Below are 14,440 nucleotides of genomic sequence, written 5' to 3'. Positions count from 1 at the left end.
TTTATGTGAATTTTTGGGGTGTGAAATGTTCCATTGTCCAAAATGCCAGCACGCGGCACATGCGCGCACCAGTCGCTATCTAAGTGAGAATACCAAAGAGCGTTACCACCAATGTACTAACATAAATTGCAGTTGTACGTTCGTAACGATGGAATCGGTGGAACGTTTTATTGTTACGCCAGGAACGATAATCCCGGCCCCGCCTCATCCGACAGTTGGTGGTCAGCGCCCGCTATGGCTCTGAAAAAATTTCATAAAATGCCCGCCGCGAGCGGGTTTTTTTATGTGATCTGAAAAGTGGCGGTAAAAAATGCACCGCCATTTTATCGCCACTCAATAGCGATATAAGAAAAAAGCCACTCACGTGAGTGGCTTAATTATATGATTTTAAAGCTAAAATTTGGTGGCCCCTGTTGGGTTTGAACCAACGACCAAGCGATTATGAGTCGCCTGCTCTAACCACTGAGCTAAGGGGCCGTGGCGAGGGATTATAAAGTAACTGACGGTTGCAATCCAGCGTAAAGCGCGCAGCTGCTGTTTTTATAAACAATGCATTTTCAATCCTTTATAATCATGTTTTAGCCATACAGCCGGAGAAAACATGATTAGCGATATCCTTGCGCCGGGCCTGCGCGTTGTCTTTTGCGGTATCAACCCGGGGAAGTCCTCCGCCCATACCGGCTTTCATTTTGCCCATCCTGGCAATCGCTTCTGGAAGGTCATCCATCAGGCCGGATTCACCGATCGACAGCTCAGGCCGGAAGAGGAGCTGCAGCTGCTGGATACGCGCTGCGGCATCACCATGCTGGTAGAGCGACCGACGGTGCAGGCCAGCGAGGTCGCCCTGCAGGAGCTGCGCAGCGGTGGCCGTGAGCTGGTGAGGAAGATTGAGGAGTATCAGCCGCAGGCGCTGGCGGTGCTCGGCAAGCAGGCCTTCGAGCTCGCCTTTAACCAGCGCGGCGCGAAGTGGGGGAAACAGCCTATGACCATCGGGACGACCCAGGTCTGGGTGCTGCCCAATCCCAGCGGCTTAAACCGGGCGACGCTCGATAAGCTGGTGGCGGCCTATCGTGAACTGGATGATGCCCTGGCGACCCGCGGCCAGTAGCGGAGAGAGGCGACTGTCCCCGGATGGCCACCTGAACGCCATAAAAAAAGCTCCCCGCAGGGAGCTTTTTAACCGGCTGTGGACGATGCCCCGCGACGATTAATCGTCGAGGAAGCTACGCAGCACTTCAGAACGGCTCGGGTGGCGCAGTTTACGCAGCGCCTTCGCTTCGATCTGACGGATACGTTCGCGGGTAACGTCGAACTGTTTACCCACTTCTTCCAGCGTGTGGTCGGTGTTCATGTCGATACCGAAACGCATACGCAGGACTTTCGCTTCACGAGCGGTAAGGCCGGCCAGCACGTCGTGCGTTGCCGCACGCAGGCTCTCGGTGGTCGCGGAATCCAGCGGCAGCTCGAGGGTGGTATCCTCGATGAAATCCCCCAGATGCGAATCTTCATCGTCGCCGATCGGCGTTTCCATGGAGATAGGCTCTTTGGCGATCTTCAGCACCTTACGGATTTTGTCTTCCGGCATCAGCATACGCTCAGCCAGCTCTTCCGGGGTCGGTTCACGGCCCATCTCCTGCAGCATCTGACGGGAGATACGGTTGAGCTTGTTAATGGTCTCAATCATATGCACCGGAATACGGATGGTGCGCGCCTGATCCGCGATGGAGCGGGTGATCGCCTGACGGATCCACCAGGTCGCGTAGGTCGAGAACTTGTAGCCGCGACGGTATTCGAACTTATCAACCGCTTTCATCAGACCGATGTTGCCTTCCTGAATCAGATCGAGGAACTGCAGACCACGGTTGGTGTATTTCTTGGCGATAGAGATAACCAGACGCAAGTTCGCTTCCACCATCTCTTTCTTCGCACGGCGGGCTTTCGCTTCACCGATGGACATGCGACGGTTGATGTCTTTCACCTGTTCGATGGTCAGGCCGGTCTCTTCTTCGATCTGCTGCAGCTTCTGCAGGCCGCGCTGCACGTCTTCTTTCACTTCCAGCAGCTTCTCGGACCACGGCTTGTTCATTGCTACCGCAGCGTTGAACCAGGTTTCGCTGGTTTCGTTGCCGGTGAACAGCGTGATGAAGTTTTTCTTCGGCATTTTGCACTGCTCAACGCACAGCTTCATGATGATACGTTCCTGAGTACGAACGCGATCCATCATGCTGCGCATGCTGTTGACCAGGTAATCGAACTGCTTCGGCACCAGGCGGAACTGCTTGAAGACTTCAGACAGCTTCAGGATCTCTTCCTGCGCGGCGGCATGGCTACGACCTTTGGCTTTGATGGTGTCGCGCGTCAGCTCGTACTGGGTACGCAGCTCGGCGAACTTCTCACGGGCCAGCTCTGGGTCGATGCTGTTGTCGTCATCGCTGTTGTCGTCGGCGTCGTCATCTTCATCTTCGTCTTCGTCGTCATCCATCTCTTCCTGAGACAGCTCGGAGCCAACGTGCGTGGCGGTCGGCGCCATGTCTTCTTCGGCGTTCGGATCGACGAAACCGGTGATCAGATCGGACAGACGGGCTTCTTCCGCTTCGACGCGGTCGTACTGCTCAAGCAGGTAGGTGATCGCTTCCGGGTATTCGGCAACGGAGCACTGGACCTGGTTGATCCCATCTTCGATGCGTTTGGCGATGTCGATTTCGCCTTCACGGGTCAGCAGCTCTACGGTACCCATTTCACGCATGTACATGCGCACCGGGTCGGTCGTGCGTCCGATTTCGGATTCCACGCTGGAGAGCACCTGCGCGGCAGCTTCGGCAGCATCTTCATCCGCGGTGTTTTCGGCAAGCATCAGATCATCGGCATCCGGTGCTTCTTCCATCACCTGAATACCCATGTCGTTGATCATTTGGATGATGTCTTCGATCTGATCGGAATCGACGATATCTTCCGGCAGATGGTCATTGACCTCGGCATAGGTCAGATAGCCTTGCTCCTTACCACGTTGGACAAGAAGCTTCAGCTGTGACTGCGGGTTTTGCTCCATAAGACGGTATCCACACTTAATTCGTTTGATTGGTGTCGGCAGGCGGGCTGTCGACATTTAAAGCGAGGGCGTACTTATATTATTGCCGCTGCGCCTCTGCGCGGCTGTCGGGGGCTTCCCGATCGATACTCGGCACTTAAGCCGTTAAATACTTTTCCCTCGCGTTGTTCTGCGTTTTCTTACTGCTTTGATACAACGTGAAGGATATTGTCTGTCATTTATTTTTTCGCCAGCTCCTGGCTGATGGTCCAGAGTTCCCGGCGTTCTTCACTGCTTAAACCGTGTGTGCGATCGCGAGCTATCAACTCTTCCTGTCGCAGTTCCAGCAGTGAATCAAACATATGGTTAAGCGAGTCGGTGAAGGTTTTTTCAGCGATATCTTTATCTGCTATATCGTCCCACATCGACAGTTTTTCAAGGGTTGCAGCCTCTTTTGTGCCGCGATATTGCTCTAAAAGTTGCCCGGTCGTCAGACCAGGTTGCGCCAGACAGCTTTTCACCAGCTCGCTGAACAGGCTAAGGCCTGGCATTTTGCGCGAGTCCAGTCCCTCCAGCGGCGGGACTAACGGCGCCAGATCCGGGTTTTGCACCAGCAGTCCTATCAGTATACGCATGGTCGTGCGTTTTAGCTGTGGCGCGGGACGCGGCGCGCCATTTTCAGACTGTTTTGGCATTAAACGTTCAAGCTGTGCGTCATCTAAAATGCCCAGCTTGTTGCCCAGCTCCTGACGCAAGTAGATGCGCAGCGTTTCGCCTGGGACCTGGGTTATCAGCGGCAGCGCCAGCGTGCTCAGCTGCGCGCGCCCGTCCGGGGTACTCAGATCGACCTGCGGCAGCAGGCTGTTAAACAAGAACGTGGAGAGCGGCTGAGCCTGCTCCATCCGCGCCTCAAACGCCGCTTTGCCCTCTTTACGCACCAGCGTATCCGGGTCTTCGCCGTCAGGCAGAAACATAAAACGCAGCTGGCGGCCATCGGTCATGTACGGCAGCGCCGTCTCCAGCGCGCGCCAGGCGGCATCGCGGCCGGCCCGGTCGCCGTCGTAGCAGCAGATGACGTTATTGGTCACCCGAAACAGCAGCTGGATATGGTCGGCCGTGGTCGAGGTGCCCAGCGAGGCCACGGCATAGTTGATGTCGTATTGCGCCAGCGCCACGACGTCCATATACCCTTCGACAACCAGCAAACGCGGTGGTTCGGGATTGTCCTGCTGCGCTTCATACAGGCCATACAGCTGACGGCCTTTATGGAATATGTCGGTTTCCGGGGAGTTCAGATACTTCGGCAGGGCATCGCCCAGCACTCGTCCGCCAAACCCAATTACCCGGCCTCGCTTATCGCGGATGGGGAACATCACCCGTTCGCGGAAGCGGTCGTAACTGCGTCCCTGATCGTTGGTGACCAGCATGCCGGCATCAATAAGCGACTGGCGGTTTTCCTGATTGCCGCCAAAACGTTTTAAAACGTTATCCCAACCCGGGGGAGCATAGCCGATGGCAAAGCGCGTAATCACCTCGCTGCTTAACCCCCGTTTTGCCAGGTACTGGCGCGCAGGGTCGGCGGCGGGCTGCATCAGAGACTGTTGGTAAAACGCATTCAGCCCATCCAGTAACTGGTAGAGGTTCTGCCGTTGATGGCGCTCTATCTGGCTGGGTCCGTTGCCTGCTTCATAAGGCACTTCAAGGTTGTGCATGGCGGCCAGCTCTTCGACCGTTTCCACGAACTCGAGCTTGTCGTAGTTCATCAGGAAGTCGATAGCATTGCCGTGCGCCCCGCAGCCGAAGCAGTGGTAAAACTGTTTTTCACCGTTGACGGTGAAAGAGGGGGTTTTTTCGTTATGGAACGGACAGCACGCGTGAAAATTTTTGCCCTGCTTTTTCAGCTTTACCCGCGCATCGATCAGATCGACGATGTCGGTTCTGGCAAGCAGATCGCTAATAAATACACGTGGAATTCGTCCAGCCATAAGCCCCGTTATTTCTGATGACTATAAACGAAAATAAGCCGCGCATTCCTTTCGGAAGCACGGCCTTACAACTACAACTCGGTCTGAATTGAGAGCGTCGCTCTCAACAGATTAGTACAGACGAGTACGGCGTGCGTTTTCGCGAGCCAGTTTCTTCGCGTGACGTTTCACTGCAGAAGCTTTAGCGCGCTTACGTTCGGTAGTCGGTTTTTCATAGAACTCACGACGACGAACTTCCGCCAGAACACCTGCTTTTTCGCAGGAACGCTTGAAGCGACGCAGAGCTACGTCGAACGGCTCGTTTTCACGTACTTTAATTACCGGCATGTGCCTCTCACCTTTGATTAATTCGGTTTGCCGCTGGCCGCAATGCCAGCTTATTTCAAAATGGTGCGGAATTTTACTGCAACTACTGCTGCTTTGTAAAGCACCGGCGCCTTTTTTGAAAGGGACTTTTATAAGGGTGAGGAGTATACACGAAGAGAGCACCAGGGGTGAGCAAAGTTTTACATCGCCGGTCATTGGACCTACACTGCGCGGTATTGAAGCGAGGTAAAACAACTCATGCGTGTACTGGGCATTGAAACATCCTGCGATGAAACCGGCATCGCGATTTATGACGACCAGCAAGGTCTGTTAGCCAACCAACTGTATAGTCAGGTGAAACTGCATGCGGACTACGGCGGCGTGGTGCCGGAGCTGGCATCGCGCGACCACGTGCGCAAAACGGTGCCGCTGATCCAGGCGGCGCTGAAAGAAGCCGGTCTGACGGCGAAAGATATCGACGCCGTCGCCTATACGGCGGGTCCTGGCCTGGTCGGCGCGCTGCTGGTCGGGGCGACCGTTGGCCGGTCGCTGGCCTTCGCCTGGAACGTGCCGGCGATCCCGGTACACCATATGGAAGGGCACCTGCTGGCGCCGATGCTGGAAGATAACCCACCGGCGTTCCCGTTCGTCGCGCTGCTGGTTTCCGGCGGCCACACCCAGTTGATTAGCGTCACTGGTATTGGTCAGTATGAACTGCTGGGCGAGTCGATTGACGATGCGGCGGGCGAAGCCTTTGATAAGACGGCGAAACTGCTGGGACTGGATTATCCCGGCGGGCCGATGCTGTCGAAAATGGCCGCTCAGGGCACCGAAGGCCGCTTTGTCTTCCCGCGGCCGATGACCGACCGCCCGGGGCTCGATTTCAGCTTCTCAGGCCTGAAAACTTTCGCCGCCAACACCATTCGTAATAATGGCGACGATGAGCAAACCCGCGCCGACATCGCCCGGGCATTTGAGGATGCGGTCGTCGATACGCTGATGATTAAATGTCGCCGCGCGCTGGAGCAAACCGGCTTTAAGCGTCTGGTGATGGCGGGAGGCGTGAGCGCCAACCGTACCCTGCGGGCGAAGCTGGCGGAGATGATGCAAAAACGCGGCGGCGAGGTGTTCTACGCCCGCCCTGAGTTCTGTACTGACAACGGCGCGATGATCGCCTACGCCGGCATGGTGCGTCTGCAAACCGGCGCCAAAGCCGAGCTCGGCGTGACGGTTCGCCCGCGCTGGCCGCTGGCCGAGCTGCCTGCCGCCTAACGCATCCTGAAACAGGCCGACGTCACGTCGGCCTGCCTTTCTGACTACTCCATACTTTTACACAGCGAGCAGATGGCTCCCTGATGCTTGTGTGAGTGCATCACATCCGGGCGCTCGTACTCTTCCTCACAGCTAACGCATTGATACACGGTGGTGGAGGCGTTCCCCGCCGCGTCATAGCGCGGCTCGGCGATGCCGTCATCCACCTGCTTAATATAGTAGCGCCCGCGGGTAAGGATCCCCATCAGCGGGGTCATGACAAAGGCGACGACCAGCGCAATCAGCGGCGAGAACGGCGCCAGCGTCGCGCCCAGCAGGCCGAAGAAGGCGCAGATCGACAGCCCGGCGGCCAGACCAAAGGAGACCACGCCCACCGGGTTAACGTTGTAGATCATGCCGCGACGATACTCCGGCTGCGCCGGCGCCAGCTTGAGCAAGCCTTTATTAAAGGTGATGTCGGTCGCCACCACCACGACCCAGGCGATGGCGAAGTTGGAGTAAAAGCCGAGGATCCACGACAAGGCGCTGAACATATCGCCTTCCATCAGGGCCAGGGCAATCGCCAGGTTGACCACCACAAAAATAATCCGTCCCGGATAGCGTTTGGTGGTGCGGGTCCAGGCGCTGGTCCACGCCAGCGAGCCTGAATAGGCATTGGTGACATTAATTTTTATCTGCGAGATCACCACCAGCACCACCGCCAGCGTCAGGGCCAGCCAGCCGGGCACCAGGTTATCGAAGACGCTGACGAACTGCTGCACCGGTTCGGTATTGTGCACCGCCGGGAAACGGGTCAACAGATAGAAGCCGAGGAAGGCGCCGATGATCTGTTTGATCGCGCCTAACACCACCCAGCCCGGGCCGGCGGAAAAGACCGCCAGCCACCAGCTTTTACGGTTCTCCGCGGTCTTAGGCGGCATAAAGCGCAGGTAATCAATTTGCTCGCCAATCTGCATGATCAGCGACAGGCATACCCCGGCGCCGAGCATGATGGCGGTGATATCCACCGTCGACGCGCTGTTTTTACCGGCGAAATGCAGGAAGCCGTCCACCAGCTGCGGATCTTTGACAATCAGCCACACCACCGGCACCACCATCAGCACCAGCCACAGCGGGGTGGTCCATACCTGCAGGCGGGTCAGGGCTTTCATGCCATAGACCACCAGCGGGAGCACCATCAGGGTGGCGATCAGATACCCCATCCACAGCGGGATCCCGAGGCCCACCAGCAGCCCCTGGGCCATGATCGAGCCTTCGAGGGCGAAGAAGATAAAGGTGAAGCCGGCAAAAATAATGCTGGTGATCACCGAGCCGAAATAGCCGAAGCCGGCGCTACGGGTGATCAGGTCAAGGTCAATGTTGTAGCGCGCGGCGGTGATCGCCAGCGGAATGCCGGTGAGGAAGATCACCAGCGCCGCCACCAGGATCGAATAGATGGCGTTGCTGGTGCCCCAGGCCATACCGATGCTGGCGCCGATGGAAAAGTCGGCCAGGTAGGCGATGCCGCCCAGCGCCGTGACCGCGACGACGCCCGGTCCCCAGCGGCGGAAGCTCAGCGGGGCATAACGTAAGGTGTAATCTTCTAAGGTTTCCCGGGAGCCGGAAGTCCGCGTTGTCGCAGGTAATTCAGGGTTGAGATCCAGTGATGACATAGTCATTCCTTAATGGTTAGGCATGACTTGAATTAGCAAACCTTATGCCATATTGCAGGGCAGGCGTGGCGGGGAGGATGGTGCAGGGTGATAGAAGAGAGAGCAGGGGCTGCACCATCCGGACGCGCCTGCGCCCGGCTGGTGCAACAGGCCTATTTGCCGAGCATGCCTTTGTCTTCAAGGAAGGCGATAATGGTGCTCAGGCCGTCGCCCTGCTTCAGGTTGGTGAAGGTCCATGGGCGATCGCCGCGCATACGCTGGGTATCGCTTGCCATCACCTCCAGCGACGCGCCCACATAGGGGGCAAGGTCGGTTTTATTGATCACCAGGAAATCGGATTTGGTGATCCCCGGTCCGCCTTTGCGCGGGATCTTCTCCCCTTCGGCCACGTCGATGACGTAGATGGTCAGATCCGCCAGCTCCGGGCTGAAGGTGGCGCTCAGGTTGTCGCCGCCGCTTTCCACGAAGATAAGGTCGAGGTTACCGAACTTTTCACTCAGCGCTTCCACGGCGGCGAGGTTCATTGAGGCATCTTCGCGGATCGCCGTATGCGGGCAGCCGCCGGTTTCCACACCGACGATGCGTTCAGGCGCCAGCGCGCCCGCTTCGGTGAGGATGCGCTGATCTTCTTTGGTATAGATGTCGTTAGTGACCACCGCCAGCTGCCAGGTATCACGCATCGCTTTGCACAGCGCTTCCAGCAGAGCGGTTTTACCGGAGCCGACCGGGCCGCCGACGCCGACGCGCAGCGGGTGTTTATAAGAGTTCATGGCTTCTCCTAGGAACGGAATAATCGGGAGTATTGGGTTTCATGCCGGGCCGAGGCGATAGCGGCGAGCGGGGTGGCCGATCCGATATCGCCGTCCGGCGCGGCCAGCGCGCGGGGCATCTCGGCCGCGTAGTGGTCGCAAAGACGTAAAATCAGCTGCTGGGCGGCCTGCTGACCGAAGGGCACCAGCTTGACGCCGGCCATCACGGCGCTCTCAATCCAGCTGTAGCCCAGGCTGAGGGCCATCTCGGGCAGCGCGATGCGCCAGCGCACGCCGAGCCAGGCCATCCCGGCGAGCTGGCTTTGCTGGCACAGCGTGCGCCACGCCGGCGGACAGTCCGGCTGCCAGTCGCTCAGCAGACGGGCAAACGCCGCGCCGCGGTTGCGTTCTTCCTCCCGCAGTTCACGAGTTTCCCGGCAGGCCAGCAGATAGGCGGTCCAGCGCTGGGCCGCAGCGATATCGCCTTGTTCGCAGGCGCGGTACAGGCGGGCGAACAGCGGCAGGTCAACGGTAAAAAAGCCTTCCGTCATCTGGCGTCGCTGCCAGCGCTCGAAGGCCGCGACGTCCGGCACCCAGCCGGCTTCCACAGCCCACTCCAGCCCCTGGGACCAGCTGTAACCGCCTATCGGCAGGTTGCTGCTGGCCAGCTGCATCAGCCGCAGGCGTTGTTCCGCTGTCGACATGCTAGTGGCTGTGAGCGCGGTGGGCATGATGATGACCGTGGCTTTCGCTGGCGTAAGCGCCGGCTTCCGGCTCGAACGGCAGCTGGCCGAAGGTCACCGTCAGGCCGAACTGGCGCAGCATATCGTCCAGCACGTGATCGTGATGGTAGCGCAGCTCGCCCGGCATGATCTGCAGCGGCACGTGACGGTTGCCGAGGTGGTAGCAGGCCTTCGCCAGCATAAACGGATCGTCGCAGCGCACTACCGACACCCCTTCATCAGCGGCAATCACCTGCACAAACTCGGTGCCTTCTTCGTTGCTGAGCACATCGCCGCCGCGCAGCAGCAGGCCGCGGGGCAGCAGCAGACCGGCTTCCCGGCCATCGTTGAGGGTGACCTTAACCCGGCTTTTGACGCGAACGTCAATCGGCAGCGTAACGCTGGCGGTCGCGGCGGCGGGGGTTTCCAGACGTTGAGTTAAATAAAGCATCCGCTCTCCTTAAAACAGAAAATATCGTTGCGCCATCGGCAGAACGTCTGCCGGCTCGCTGGTGATGAGTTCGCCATCCACCCGCACCTCATAAGTCTGCGCGTCGACGGTGATGTTAGGCTGCAGGCTGTTGTGCACCATGTCGGCTTTCTGCACCGTACGGCAGCCTTTTACCACGGCGATCGCGCTGCGCAGGTTCAGCCGTTCGGCAACGCCGTTGTCCGCCGCCGCCTGCGACAGGAAGGTGAGGCGGCAGTGATGGCGGGCGCTGCCCAGGGCGCCAAACATCGGACGGTAGTGCACCGGCTGCGGGGTCGGAATCGAGGCATTGATATCGCCCATCGGCGCGATGGCGATCATGCCGCCTTTGATCACGGTGGCCGGTTTCACACCAAAGAAGGCTGGTGACCAAACCACGAGGTCCGCCAGCTTACCCACCTCAATGGATCCGACTTCGTGCGCGATGCCGTGGGTCAGCGCCGGGTTGATAGTGTATTTGGCGATGTAGCGCTTCACACGGAAGTTGTCGTTATCCCCGGTCTCTTCCGCCAGCGCTCCGCGCTGCACCTTCATGCGGTGCGCCACCTGCCAGGTGCGGAGGACCACTTCCCCGACGCGACCCATGGCCTGCGAATCGGAGGAGGTGAGCGAGAAGGCGCCGAGGTCGTGCAGCACGTCTTCCGCGGCGATGGTTTCCCGGCGAATGCGCGATTCGGCAAAGGCCACGTCCTCAGCAATGTCCGGGTCCAGATGGTGGCAGACCATCAGCATATCGAGATGTTCATCGATGGTGTTGAGGGTGTAGGGCAGCGTTGGGTTGGTGGACGACGGTAAAATGTTCGGGTGGGCGCAGGCGGTGATGATGTCCGGCGCATGGCCGCCGCCGGCCCCTTCGGTATGGAAGGTGTGAATAGTGCGCCCGCCGATGGCGGCGAGGGTGTCTTCCACAAAACCGGACTCATTGAGGGTGTCGCTGTGCAGGGCGACCTGAATGTCCATTTCATCGGCGACGGTTAACGCACAGTCGATCGCCGCCGGCGTGGCGCCCCAGTCCTCGTGGATTTTCAGGCCAATGACGCCCGCCGCCACCTGCTCGCGCAGGGCATCCGGCTGAGAAACGTTGCCCTTGCCCAGCAGGCCGATATTGACCGGCAGGCTGTCGGCCGCCTGCAGCATGCGTGAGATATACCACGGGCCCGGAGTACAGGTGGTGGCGTGGGTGCCTGCGGCCGGGCCGGTGCCGCCGCCGACCATGGTGGTCACGCCGGAGACCAGCGCCTCTTCCGCCTGTTGCGGACAGATCCAGTGAATATGGGTATCGATCCCGCCGGCGGTGACGATCTTGCCTTCGGCGGCAATCACTTCCGTCGCGGCGCCGATGGGGATGGTGACGTTGGGCTGGATATCGGGATTGCCGGCTTTGCCGATGGCGAAGATCCGGCCGTCCTTCACGCCGATATCGGCCTTGACGATCCCCCAGTGATCAACGATCAGCGCGTTGGTGAGCACCAGGTCGACACAGTCGGCGGCCAGCATCTGTCCCTGACCCATCCCGTCGCGGATCACTTTGCCGCCGCCGAATTTGACCTCTTCTCCGTAGGTGGTCAAATCATCTTCCACCTCGATCCACAGCTCGGTATCGGCCAGGCGCACCTTGTCGCCGACGGTGGGGCCGAACATATCGGCATAGGCCTGGCGTGAAATATTACTCATCGTTTGCCTCCAGAGGGCCCATGACCTCGCCGCGGAAGCCGAAGACAGCGCGGTGACCGGCGAAGGCCACCAGCTCGACCTCGCGTTTCTGGCCGGGTTCAAAACGTACCGCCGTGCCGGCCGGGATATTCAGGCGATAGCCAGTGACCTGCTGACGGTCGAACTTCAGCGCCGGGTTGACCTCGGCGAAATGGTAGTGCGAACCGACCTGAATCGGTCGATCGCCGTGGTTCTCAACGACCACGCGGCAGGTCGCCCGGCCGGTATTCAGGGCTATCTGACCGGGCTTAACGTGATATTCACCGGGGATCATGGCGCTACCTCAGATTATCGGGTTGTGAACGGTGACCAGCTTCGAACCGTCCGGAAAGGTGGCTTCGACCTGGATATCCGGGATCATTTCCGGGACGCCCTCCATCACCTGCTCGCGGGTCAGGACGTGACGGCCTTCCTCCATCAGTGAGGCCACGCTTTTGCCGTCGCGGGCGCCTTCCATAATAAAGGCGCTGATGAGGGCCACGGACTCCGGATAGTTGAGCTTCAGGCCGCGGGCCAGGCGGCGTTCCGCCACCAGCGCGGCGGTAAACAGCAACAGCTTGTCTTTTTCTCGGGGGGTCAGTTCCATAACGTTCTCTTAAGTCAGCCAGATTCGGGGAAGTACGGGGGATTTGCCGGTGAGATGAGGGCGCAGAAACTGCCAGACGTCGCGCATCACCTGTTGGCAAATCAGATTATCGTCACTGAGGAAACGCACCGTCAGCAGGCGGTCGGTCAGGCTGGCGCCGGCGTAGAGGCCGAGCGGCGCCAGCGCGTCGCGCACCCCGTCGAGCAGGGCATCGGTAGCCGGATAGCACAGCAAAGTGCCGACCCAGGGACGTTCGGCGACGCTGGACAGCTCTCCCTCCTGCAGGTGCAGGCGCTCAACCAGCAGCGGTCTCTCATCCACCCACACTTCCAGCCGGTTGCTGAGGGTGCCGTGGCTGAAGGTTTCACCAATCACCGGGCGGCCAAGGCAGAGCAGATCCCAGGCCAGCAGCGTGCTGGAGGCGCAAAGATGAAAGGTGGTGGACAGCCGGGCATTGGCCCCGGGAAAGAAGATGGCATCCTGCGGGAGCCACTCCAGGGTCGCCTGCGGGGCGAGGGTCAACTGCTGGCGCAATAGCGCTTGCGCACCGCTGCTGCGGTAAAACTTGCTGGCGCCAGGCATGGTTATCAGCGTATGGCAGCCGGGGTCAAGGTGGGCGCTAATTGTCAGCTCATCACCGCCGACGATGCCACCGGGCGGGTGAAGCAGATAGAGGTGACAGGTCTCTTCTTCCGGGTAAAACGGGCGCTGGACGGTCAGCGGGCCGACGTGTTGGGCGCTGGCGAGAACGGTCTTGCCTCCGGCCTGCTGAAAGCGGAGATCCAGCGTGGCCTGCCAGCCTTTTTTGAGTGGTGGTAACACGGTGCCGTGCAATGTTGCGCCCCTGCAAAATCAAGATAAAACAGCAGCAATGAGTATTGATCGGCGGGAGATTTTCCCGGTCATATGAAACGCTTATGTCATTCGTTACCCGGCGCGTCGCGACGGGCGCGAGGGGAAAGCGGTATAACCGCTCCGGATTATTCACCCGGATAATCTTTGCCGTCAATATCCTTATCCGCTGACTGGCCGCGGCGGATAAGGCGGGAGGGCGGGCCCGTCCCCGATGCCAGCAGGCGGCGGAACTTTTGCTTTTAGTTGCCGATAACGCGTTGTTATAAAAGGGGGATGCGGCGATTACCGCGTATCATGACGACGTGGAGCAAAAGTGCGGGTGAGATGGGCAAACAGGCCCGGGGATCCTCCCGGCAGACGGGGCCGGGAGGGGAGATTATTTCTGCTCTGGCGCTTTTTTCTTCTTCATCCGGGTCCAGATTTTGCTCTCCTGGCGGCGCCACAGACGCTGAATGTTGTCGTGATGGCGCAGGAGGATCAGGCAGGAGAGCATCGACACCGGAAAAGTGTACTGCGGTTTAAACCACCAGACGTAGAAAGGCGCGATAAGCGCGCTGACGATAGCGCCAAGGGATGAGTAGCCGCTGAGCAGGATGGTCAGCAGCCAGGTCCCGGCCATCACCCCGGTCAGATCGAGACCGATGGGGGCGATAGCGCCGAAGGCCGTGGCGACGCCTTTACCGCCGCGGAAATGAAAGAAGACTGGCCAGATATGGCCCACGCAGGCGGCAATCGCCACTAACCCCAGCCAGAATGGCGTAAGGCCCAGCGCCCAGGCGCCCCACACCGGGAGCATACCCTTCAGCACATCAAAAATAAGTACCGCTACGGCCGCCCCTTTTCCGCCAATTCGTAGTACGTTAGTGGCCCCGGGGTTGCCTGAGCCGCTGTCGCGTGGGTCGGGCAGGCCAGCAAGGCGACATACCAGAATGGCGCTGGAAATGGAGCCGCAGAGGTAGGCGAGGAGTACCAGTCCAGGCGCGATTGCACTCATAACGCTGTTCCGTTTTGAAAATGTCGTTGTATTCTCTGCATCTGTGGATAATACGCATAATTCGCCGGAAGTGGTATCCGGTTTAGCT

16 protein-coding genes, 1 tRNA gene and 1 pseudogene are annotated in these 14,440 nt (G+C 59.2%); 4 read left to right on the top strand and 14 right to left on the bottom strand.

The features are described from left to right. The first annotated feature begins 25 nt into the window (after window positions 1-25). The gene (locus tag N438_RS12540; protein ID WP_023343301.1) at window positions 26-244 is read left to right on the top strand and encodes a DNA-binding transcriptional regulator; all 219 of its coding nucleotides are present in this window, start codon (window positions 26-28) and stop codon (window positions 242-244) included. 157 nt (window positions 245-401) lie between these two features. Here N438_RS12540 and N438_RS12535 read toward each other — a convergent pair. Beyond that, window positions 402-477, bottom strand: a tRNA-Ile gene (locus N438_RS12535). Between the two features lie 124 nt (window positions 478-601). On the opposite strand from N438_RS12535, the gene mug reads away from it, so the two are divergent. Beyond that, window positions 602-1,108 (top strand): G/U mismatch-specific DNA glycosylase, encoded by a 507-nt coding sequence (gene mug / locus N438_RS12530; RefSeq protein WP_008806540.1) that lies wholly within the window; start codon window positions 602-604, stop codon window positions 1,106-1,108. A gap of 99 nt (window positions 1,109-1,207) precedes the next feature. Here mug and rpoD read toward each other — a convergent pair whose 3' ends face one another. The 3 genes from rpoD to rpsU all read right to left on the bottom strand — a co-directional run bounded on the left by rpoD (window position 1,208) and on the right by rpsU (window position 5,340). Next, entirely contained in the window at window positions 1,208-3,049 is a 1,842-nt protein-coding gene (rpoD, locus tag N438_RS12525) for an RNA polymerase sigma factor RpoD (RefSeq protein ID WP_008806539.1), read from the bottom strand. Window positions 3,050-3,267: 218 nt separating this feature from the next. After that, window positions 3,268-5,013, bottom strand: coding sequence for a DNA primase (gene dnaG, locus N438_RS12520; RefSeq protein ID WP_008806538.1), 1,746 nt, complete (start codon window positions 5,011-5,013; stop codon window positions 3,268-3,270). 111 nt (window positions 5,014-5,124) lie between these two features. Further along, entirely contained in the window at window positions 5,125-5,340 is a 216-nt protein-coding gene (gene rpsU, locus N438_RS12515; protein WP_001144069.1) for a 30S ribosomal protein S21, read from the bottom strand. 237 nt (window positions 5,341-5,577) lie between these two features. Between rpsU and tsaD the strand changes: the two genes are divergently transcribed. Then, the gene (gene tsaD / locus N438_RS12505; protein ID WP_008806537.1) at window positions 5,578-6,591 is read left to right on the top strand and encodes a tRNA (adenosine(37)-N6)-threonylcarbamoyltransferase complex transferase subunit TsaD; all 1,014 of its coding nucleotides are present in this window, start codon (window positions 5,578-5,580) and stop codon (window positions 6,589-6,591) included. A gap of 44 nt (window positions 6,592-6,635) precedes the next feature. Here the strand turns inward: tsaD and N438_RS12500 are convergent, their stop codons facing one another. From N438_RS12500 to N438_RS12465, 8 genes are all read right to left on the bottom strand, one after another. Beyond that, window positions 6,636-8,243 carry a cytosine permease gene (locus tag N438_RS12500; RefSeq protein ID WP_032731264.1) on the bottom strand — a complete coding sequence of 536 codons (1,608 nt, stop codon included), beginning with the start codon at window positions 8,241-8,243 and terminating at the stop codon, window positions 6,636-6,638. A 152-nt stretch (window positions 8,244-8,395) separates the two neighbouring features. Next, window positions 8,396-9,013: an urease accessory protein UreG gene (ureG, locus tag N438_RS12495; protein WP_002916877.1), complete on the bottom strand. Its 618-nt coding sequence runs from the start codon at window positions 9,011-9,013 to the stop codon at window positions 8,396-8,398. 8 nt (window positions 9,014-9,021) lie between these two features. Next, complete coding sequence (locus N438_RS12490) at window positions 9,022-9,696, bottom strand: urease accessory protein UreF (RefSeq protein WP_008806535.1); 675 nt, start codon at window positions 9,694-9,696, stop codon at window positions 9,022-9,024. Between the two features lies 1 nt (window position 9,697). Next, a complete protein-coding gene (ureE, locus tag N438_RS12485) occupies window positions 9,698-10,165 on the bottom strand; it encodes an urease accessory protein UreE (RefSeq protein ID WP_116696315.1) in 468 nt (155 codons plus the stop codon). Window positions 10,166-10,174: 9 nt separating this feature from the next. Next, window positions 10,175-11,878 carry an urease subunit alpha gene (ureC, locus tag N438_RS12480; protein ID WP_008806533.1) on the bottom strand — a complete coding sequence of 568 codons (1,704 nt, stop codon included), beginning with the start codon at window positions 11,876-11,878 and terminating at the stop codon, window positions 10,175-10,177. Continuing rightward, a complete protein-coding gene (locus N438_RS12475; RefSeq protein WP_008806532.1) occupies window positions 11,871-12,191 on the bottom strand; it encodes an urease subunit beta in 321 nt (106 codons plus the stop codon). The genes ureC and N438_RS12475 overlap by 8 nt, the downstream gene beginning before the upstream one ends. 9 nt (window positions 12,192-12,200) lie before the next feature. Next, window positions 12,201-12,503 (bottom strand): urease subunit gamma, encoded by a 303-nt coding sequence (locus N438_RS12470; protein WP_002916871.1) that lies wholly within the window; start codon window positions 12,501-12,503, stop codon window positions 12,201-12,203. A gap of 9 nt (window positions 12,504-12,512) precedes the next feature. Further along, window positions 12,513-13,337: an urease accessory protein UreD gene (locus N438_RS12465; protein ID WP_012967213.1), complete on the bottom strand. Its 825-nt coding sequence runs from the start codon at window positions 13,335-13,337 to the stop codon at window positions 12,513-12,515. Between N438_RS12465 and N438_RS28765 the strand changes: the two are divergent. Then, window positions 13,327-13,410: pseudogene (locus tag N438_RS28765) on the top strand (short-chain dehydrogenase); the annotation flags it as partial. The gene N438_RS12465 and the pseudogene N438_RS28765 overlap by 11 nt on opposite strands. A gap of 73 nt (window positions 13,411-13,483) precedes the next feature. Here N438_RS28765 and N438_RS29080 read toward each other — a convergent pair. Continuing rightward, window positions 13,484-13,579, bottom strand: a complete 96-nt coding sequence (locus tag N438_RS29080) for a hypothetical protein (RefSeq protein WP_046881937.1) — start codon at window positions 13,577-13,579, stop codon at window positions 13,484-13,486. A gap of 155 nt (window positions 13,580-13,734) precedes the next feature. Further along, on the bottom strand, window positions 13,735-14,352 hold the full coding sequence (plsY, locus tag N438_RS12460) for a glycerol-3-phosphate 1-O-acyltransferase PlsY (RefSeq protein WP_008806530.1): 618 nt from the start codon (window positions 14,350-14,352) through the stop codon (window positions 13,735-13,737). Window positions 14,353-14,440 lie beyond the last annotated feature (88 nt).

It is taken from the genome of Klebsiella sp. GL120222-02 (assembly GCF_003097195.1).
GTDB classification, from domain to species: domain Bacteria; phylum Pseudomonadota; class Gammaproteobacteria; order Enterobacterales; family Enterobacteriaceae; genus Klebsiella; species Klebsiella variicola.
This window is presented reverse-complemented; position numbering and strand designations above follow the sequence as displayed.

Bases quoted from the DNA above. Each gene is read 5' to 3' on its own strand.
- N438_RS12470 (WP_002916871.1), bottom strand. From the start codon at position 12,503: ATGGAACTGACCCCCCGAGAAAAAGACAAGCTGTTGCTGTTTACCGCC.
- plsY (WP_008806530.1), bottom strand. From the start codon at position 14,352: ATGAGTGCAATCGCGCCTGGACTGGTACTCCTCGCCTACCTCTGCGGC.
- tsaD (WP_008806537.1), top strand. From the start codon at position 5,578: ATGCGTGTACTGGGCATTGAAACATCCTGCGATGAAACCGGCATCGCG.
- ureE (WP_116696315.1), bottom strand. From the start codon at position 10,165: ATGCTTTATTTAACTCAACGTCTGGAAACCCCCGCCGCCGCGACCGCC.
- dnaG (WP_008806538.1), bottom strand. From the start codon at position 5,013: ATGGCTGGACGAATTCCACGTGTATTTATTAGCGATCTGCTTGCCAGA.
- N438_RS12490 (WP_008806535.1), bottom strand. From the start codon at position 9,696: ATGTCGACAGCGGAACAACGCCTGCGGCTGATGCAGCTGGCCAGCAGC.
- ureG (WP_002916877.1), bottom strand. From the start codon at position 9,013: ATGAACTCTTATAAACACCCGCTGCGCGTCGGCGTCGGCGGCCCGGTC.
- rpoD (WP_008806539.1), bottom strand. From the start codon at position 3,049: ATGGAGCAAAACCCGCAGTCACAGCTGAAGCTTCTTGTCCAACGTGGT.
- N438_RS12540 (WP_023343301.1), top strand. From the start codon at position 26: ATGTTCCATTGTCCAAAATGCCAGCACGCGGCACATGCGCGCACCAGT.
- rpsU (WP_001144069.1), bottom strand. From the start codon at position 5,340: ATGCCGGTAATTAAAGTACGTGAAAACGAGCCGTTCGACGTAGCTCTG.
- N438_RS12500 (WP_032731264.1), bottom strand. From the start codon at position 8,243: ATGTCATCACTGGATCTCAACCCTGAATTACCTGCGACAACGCGGACT.
- N438_RS12475 (WP_008806532.1), bottom strand. From the start codon at position 12,191: ATGATCCCCGGTGAATATCACGTTAAGCCCGGTCAGATAGCCCTGAAT.
- mug (WP_008806540.1), top strand. From the start codon at position 602: ATGATTAGCGATATCCTTGCGCCGGGCCTGCGCGTTGTCTTTTGCGGT.
- ureC (WP_008806533.1), bottom strand. From the start codon at position 11,878: ATGAGTAATATTTCACGCCAGGCCTATGCCGATATGTTCGGCCCCACC.